This window comes from Bacillus sp. P4_D3 (assembly GCF_056401855.1).
This window is the reverse complement of record NZ_JBFUIN010000191.1, coordinates 1-5,899: the sequence shown is the minus strand read 5'-3', so window position 1 is coordinate 5,899 and position 5,899 is coordinate 1. Positions and strand designations below refer to the sequence as shown.

Genomic DNA, 5,899 nt, shown 5'->3' with positions numbered 1-5,899 from the left:
TCTTTGAACAAATTACTGATTCTATTATATGTACCACATATCACTATTATACTCTCCCTCACAATATATAAATATCCCTATTTCTATAATTGGATATTTCCCTATTTCTCTACTTTTGTTATCAGAAATGGTGGTATAGGGGGAGCTTTTGAACAAATTACTGATTCTATTATATGTACCGCATATCACTACTATAATCTTCTTTTCGATATAGATATATCCCTATTTCTATAATTGGATATTTCCCTATATCTCTACTTTTATTATTAGACATGGTGGTATAGGGGGGGCTTTTGAACAAATTACTGGTTCTATTGTATGTACCACATATCACTACTACAATCTCCTTCTCTATATAGATATATCCCTATTTCCATGATTGGATATTCCCCTACCTCTGCTATCAAAAATATTGAATTAGGCCATGGTCATCAAGTTAMGCTTATGCAACGTCGATTATAGGAAAGGTTGTTTCTTTTTTAACTGACGATATCAATTCTCTCGTTTTGAGATGTTTGCCTTTCTTAGCTTGATGGGCATGGGATATACGGGCTTTTTCAAAAAATAAATGGAGTGGTATAAATGACAGATTCTATTGCATGTACCACATATCACTGCTATAATTTTCTTTATAACATAGAAATATCCCTATTTCTATAATTAGATATTTCCCTATATTTCTAATCTTTTCACTAAAATATAGAAATAGGGAAATAGGGAAATCTTCTAGAAAATAAATGGAGTGGTATAAATGGCTATTACAATTACTGTTGGGAATTACAAAGGGGGCGTTGGTAAAACCACTAATGCTGTATTAAACTCTTATGAATTCGCAAAAAAGGGGAAAAGAACTTTACTCGTTGACCTTGATCCACAGAGTAATGCAACAAAATCTCTTATGTTAACAAAATCTATCCTTAATTCTGACGAAAAGGTAGCTTTAACTAAAACATTGATGAAAGGAATTCAAGAGGGGAATTTAGATGGATTAGAAGTTGAAATAATGGAAAATTTACATTTAATTCCTTCTTATGTTGATTTTCAAGATTTCGCAAAATTTCTATATAAATCGTGTTCTTCGGAAGAAGAGGAAGATTTCTACTTTAAGGAATTACTTGAGAAAATAAAATATAAATACGATTACATATTTATCGATGTTCCACCTATGTCAATTGAAGTTACAAAAAATGCAGTTGTAGCTTCTGATTATGTTCTTATAACTCTACAAACACAAGAACGTTCTCTTACAGGTGCAGAAAACTACATTAACCAACTAATAAAATTAAAAGAGCAATATAATCTTGATATTGAAGTTGTAGGTATTCTTCCAGTGCTATTAAAAAATAATGGTAAAGTGGATGAATACATTATGGAAAATGCTCGTGAAATTTTTGGTGAGGAAAACCTATTTAAAAATATCGTTCCACAGATGGAACGTATTAAAAGGTTTGATGTTAACGGTATTACTGAAAATGATAGACATGATTTAAATGTAATAGAACTATACGAAAAAATTAGTGATGAATTATTATCTCGTATCAATGTTTTTGAAAGTATGAAGGTTGGTGTATAACATGGCAAGAACTCCTGGATTATTAGGCAGAAAAAAGAGCAATTTTGACCCAACAGATCCTTATATCTCAAACGAGGATTCAGTTGTAACAAAAAGTGGCGAAGATACTCCTACTTTTTCACCTAAAAATGAACAAGAACAAGTAAATCAGCAGGAGAAAAAGAAGGAGCAAACACCAGAGAAAAAGACATTTAAAAACCAACAAGGTAGTATTAAAATTTCTAGTCAATCTAAGGAAGAGCTTGGAGCACTATTGAAACTTACTAATAAGAAATATGCTCATGAAATAATAGATTTACTTATACATCATTATGTAGAAAATCAATTAACTCCCGAACAGAAAAGGAAATTTAAATTATTAACAGAGATTTAGAAATATAGAAATATCCCTACATATAAATAGGGATATTTCTATATTTTTTCGATTTTAAAAAATATCCTCACCAGAACTTCCTCCACAACCTTTTCTTCTCTCTCTCCACTGCAACATCCTCATGATATTCCTTATGTAAATTGATAATAAAGTTATTTAATTTCGATATAAAAATATAAGAGCCTTACTATATTTTTTTGTAGTAAGAATCTTTAAAGTTGTTTAATTCATGTTGAACTAAAGTACCCGTTACTCTATTTAGTTAGATGAGTAATTTATTAGAAAAATTATCAATTGCCTGAATAGCTAATTCCAACGCTTTTATCTATTCAAGATCAGAAATATCATTTTAGTCTCATTGTAGTCTATCGTTTTTGACATCAATGATTTAAGCACTATCCGTTAATTTTATAGTTCTATTACTTGTATCACATATCATCCCTGTGCTCCTCTCCCGCAGTATAGAAATATCCCTATTTCTATATATCCCTGATTTTTTTATCAAAAATAGCGAAGATACTCCTGTTTCTTCACCTGAAAACGAGTAAAGACAAGTGAATGTATGGAATTTAAAAACCAATAGGGCGGTTTTAAAACTTCTAGCCAATTTCATGACTCATGAAGAGCTTGGAACACTAATGAAGCTCACTATTAAGAAATATACTCATGAAATAATAGATTTACTTATACATTATTATGTAGAAAATCAATTAACTCCCGAATAGAAAAGGAAATTTAAATTATTAACAGAGATTTAGAAATATAGAAATATCCCTATGAAGAAATAGGGATATTTCTATATTTTTGCAGTTAAAAAAATATAATCACCAGAACTTCTTCCACGACTTTCTCTTCCCTCTCATCACCGCAATTCCCTTATGATATTCCCTCATCAATCGCTTTGTCACTTAAGCTAACTATTTAACGATTTCCCCGAAAGAATTCTCTTTCCTCAAGCGTGTGAAGGGCTTAGCCCAGCGATAGGTGGGAGATGAATTTCGGTTTGGCGTAACCAAAAGGTTTTGCTTTTCATTTCGCCTCTGATATAATCAGTCTTATAAAGTATAAAGGTTGGTATATCAATGAAATTAGATAGTAATAACCATTCAGTGTTCTTGTTGTATTATCACCTTGTGTTGGCCGTGAAATACAGAAGAAATGTGTTTGATGATGATATGTCAGACTATGCAAAAGACATGTTTGTTCGACTATCTGAAAACTATAACATCACATTAGTTGAATGGAATCATGGTGTAGACCATGTTCATATTTTATTCAAGGCACATCCTAATACAGAAATGACAAAATTCATCAATGCATATAAGAGTGCAAGTTCTCGACTCATTAAAAGAGATTTTCCACAAGTAAAAAAGAAACTTTGGAAAGAGATGTTTTGGTCAAGAAGTTTTTGYTTACTAACTACTGGTGGTTCACCAATAGACGTGGTAAWGAARTATATTGAAAATCAAGGTGAAAAGTGAGGTGAAATGATATGACAAAGCATAATAAAGCATATAAATTTCGTTTGTATCCAACAGAAGAACAAGCATMCCTTATGCGTAAAACCTTCGGTTGTGTACGTTTCGTGTATAACAGAATGTTAGCWGAACGKAAAGAAGCGTAYGAAAAATACAAAGATGAYAAGGAACAACTAAAGAAACAAAAGCTTCCAACTCCTGCGAAATAYAAAGCAGAATTTGAGTGGTTAAAAGAAGTTGATTCATTAGCTTTGGCAAATGCTCAACTAAAYTTGCAAACTGCCTATAAGAATTTCTTTAGTGGTCAAAATGACTTYCCAACATWCAAAAGTAAAAAAGAYAGAARGTCTTATACAACGAATGTAGTAAACGGAAATATTATGTTGCTWAATGGTCATATCAAATTACCAAAAYTGAAAATGGTACGTATCAAACAGCATAGAGAAATACCACAAGACTATATGATCAAGTCATGTACGATCTCCATGACACCTACCGGTAAATACTATGTGTCCATCTTGACTGAATACGAAAAAGAGATTGTAMAAAAAGAAGTAGMAACATTTGTTGGATTAGACTTTGCGATGGATGGATTATATGTTAGTTCTGAGGGTGAGAAAGCCAATTATCCTAAGTTCTATCGTAAMATRTTAGACCGATTAGCAAAGGCACAACGAGTATTAGCAAGACGCAATAAAGGTTCTGAGCGTTGGAATAAACAACGTATTCGTGTAGCTAAGTTACATGAGAAAGTAGCTAACCAACGTAAGAATTTCCTTCATCATGAGTCTAAAGAGTTGGCTACTAATTTTGATGTTGTAGCTATTGAAGACCTAAACATGAAAGGAATGTCGCAAGCACTTCATTTTGGAAAAAGTGTCGCTGACAATAGTTGGGGAATGTTCACTTCTTTTTTAGCTTATAAACTATACGAAAAAGGAAAACAACTTATGAAAATAGACAAATGGTTTCCTTCCACAAAAACATGTAGTAGTTGTGGAAATGTAAAAAATATGTCATTGTCTGAACGAGTATATTCTTGTATATGCGGTGTAAATCTCGATAGAGATTATAACTCAGCTATCAATATCAAAAATGAAGCAATACGTCTATTAGCGTTAGCATAAATAGCAATAAAATAACCTTTGGAACAAGGGAGTTAGCTCGGCTGTCTTAGGACGAATTCGTTAGCTATCAAAAAAGTAACGACTAACCGAGAAGCCCCCACTTCAAACAGTCCGTTAGGACGTTAAGTGGCGGGTAGTTCACAGTCACAGTTATAGTATAAACCGGATTGGAAATGTTATTCGGAAGGGAATATAATAAAAATTTCATTTTATAGAGATTATTTACACATGAAAAAAGCGCTTATATAGCGCTTTTTGAAAAGTAGGTTTCAAATCACACGCCCAAATGTGATTTGAATACATGTGCATACAGAGTATATGTAAATTTGAATTGAATTGTGCAAAAAAAATAAAAATTCAGGAGTGGAGTAAAAGTGTTTATGAACAGTGAGAAAGAGTATAAATTTAACATGCATCCCAAACAATTAATGAGTCTTATTTAAATATATGGGAAATAATCAAAAAAACAAACTAGTTCGTATCAATGATGTAATGATTAACCCTACTAATATTTCTTCGCTAGAATTTATATCAACGCATACATCACCAATTAAATTAAATTTTATATCTTGTTCGTATAAAAAAGTATCCATGACAGGTTCTTCTTTGTTATATATAAATTACACAATTAATCTTAATATGAACGAAATTAGAATTCATCTTCCGTAATTAGATTACCAGCATCGTTATCTTTCGTTAATCTTTGTTTTAGGTAGTTTTCTTTTGTTGTCCGGTCATTTTTATGACCTACTGCAGCTGCTATGACATGAGGTGCTAGTCTCTTGTAGTCGTATAAGTACTGCACATAAAAATGTCTAAAGAAATGGGGAGTGATTCGTATATTCTCCGTAAAGGATAACTTTGTATCCTTAATGATTTTAGAAATATATTGTGATAAATAATTTTCTCTATAAGCAGTATGATTCTTTGTTTGAAATATAGTCTTTCCATTTTTATTTCCAATGTCCACAGGTAATCGTCTCCGGATTCGAAACGCAATAATACGATTAAAAATCTCTTTATTAATAGAAACAATCCGTTCATTATCTCCCTTTGTATCAACTATTAAATAGTAACGTCCACGTATAGCGTCATACTCAAGATCTTCCCATTTGGCATGAGCGACTTCTGCAACACGTAATCCCGTAGTAGCAAGGACTGATAATAAAGCATAGTTAATTTCATTATCCTTGTAGTAGTTTAGCAGCTGCTTCACTTCCTCATATGATAACTCACGCTTCGGTTTATGTTGTTTATTCACTGCCGTGCTTAGAATCTCTACATGAAGAGGCTCCTGGATATATTGGATTTCGTATAGCCATTTCAAATAAGAACGGATTACACCAAG

At 32.0% G+C, this 5,899-nt stretch carries 5 protein-coding genes; 4 read left to right on the top strand and 1 reads right to left on the bottom strand.

The window, feature by feature from the left end:
• Positions 1-751 precede the first annotated feature (751 nt).
• From AC1DTM_RS16710 to AC1DTM_RS16695, 4 genes are all read left to right on the top strand, one after another.
• Positions 752-1,573: a ParA family protein gene (locus tag AC1DTM_RS16710; RefSeq protein WP_002107203.1), complete on the top strand. Its 822-nt coding sequence runs from the start codon at positions 752-754 to the stop codon at positions 1,571-1,573.
• A gap of 1 nt (position 1,574) precedes the next feature.
• Entirely contained in the window at positions 1,575-1,946 is a 372-nt protein-coding gene (locus AC1DTM_RS16705; protein ID WP_002107205.1) for a hypothetical protein, read from the top strand.
• A 1,082-nt stretch (positions 1,947-3,028) separates the two neighbouring features.
• Positions 3,029-3,427, top strand: coding sequence for an IS200/IS605 family transposase (tnpA, locus tag AC1DTM_RS16700; protein ID WP_477000517.1), 399 nt, complete (start codon positions 3,029-3,031; stop codon positions 3,425-3,427).
• An 11-nt stretch (positions 3,428-3,438) separates the two neighbouring features.
• Positions 3,439-4,551, top strand: a complete 1,113-nt coding sequence (locus AC1DTM_RS16695) for an RNA-guided endonuclease TnpB family protein (RefSeq protein ID WP_477000516.1) — start codon at positions 3,439-3,441, stop codon at positions 4,549-4,551.
• A gap of 649 nt (positions 4,552-5,200) precedes the next feature.
• Here the strand turns inward: AC1DTM_RS16695 and AC1DTM_RS16690 are convergent.
• The coding region (locus AC1DTM_RS16690; protein WP_477000515.1) for a tyrosine-type recombinase/integrase at positions 5,201-5,899 on the bottom strand (699 nt) is incomplete at its 5' end.

Bases quoted from the DNA above. Each gene is read 5' to 3' on its own strand.
- AC1DTM_RS16710 (WP_002107203.1), top strand. From the start codon at position 752: ATGGCTATTACAATTACTGTTGGGAATTACAAAGGGGGCGTTGGTAAA.
- AC1DTM_RS16705 (WP_002107205.1), top strand. From the start codon at position 1,575: ATGGCAAGAACTCCTGGATTATTAGGCAGAAAAAAGAGCAATTTTGAC.